At 38.4% G+C, this 424-nt stretch carries 1 pseudogene; it reads right to left on the bottom strand.

The window, feature by feature from the left end:
* Positions 1-50: 50 nt before the first annotated feature.
* A pseudogene (locus tag SB679_RS23145) lies at positions 51-424 on the bottom strand (DDE-type integrase/transposase/recombinase); the annotation flags it as partial.

A 424-nucleotide genomic window follows, 5' to 3' on the forward strand; every position in this document is an offset into this window, starting at 1 on the left:
TTATCAAATAAAAGTTTAGGAACCTGTCCTTTTTTAAGCCCTTACTTTATTACAGCTGAATCTACCGTTCTTTTTACATCATTCACTTTCATGTTTCTACAGAGCTCCCAATGAACAATATAACGGCTGTAATCATCCAGAACGGTACTTAGATAGTACCAGCCCCAACCGATAATCTTAAAATAAGTGAAATCTGTTTGCCACATCTCATGTACAAAATTGGTTTTATCTTTAAATTCATCAGCAGCTGAGAGCAGGATATGAGAAGGAGCGGTAATCAGACCCCGCTTTTTCAAAATTCTGTACACACTTGATTCTGAAATAAAAATACCCTGCTCATCGGTAATTTTGTAAGCCAGTTCTCGGCTGGAAAGTCCGGGATGCTCCAATGCGATCTCGACCACAAGGTTTTTTTGTTTCTCAG

This window comes from Chryseobacterium sp. SIMBA_029 (assembly GCF_046535275.1).
GTDB lineage: Bacteria > Bacteroidota > Bacteroidia > Flavobacteriales > Weeksellaceae > Chryseobacterium.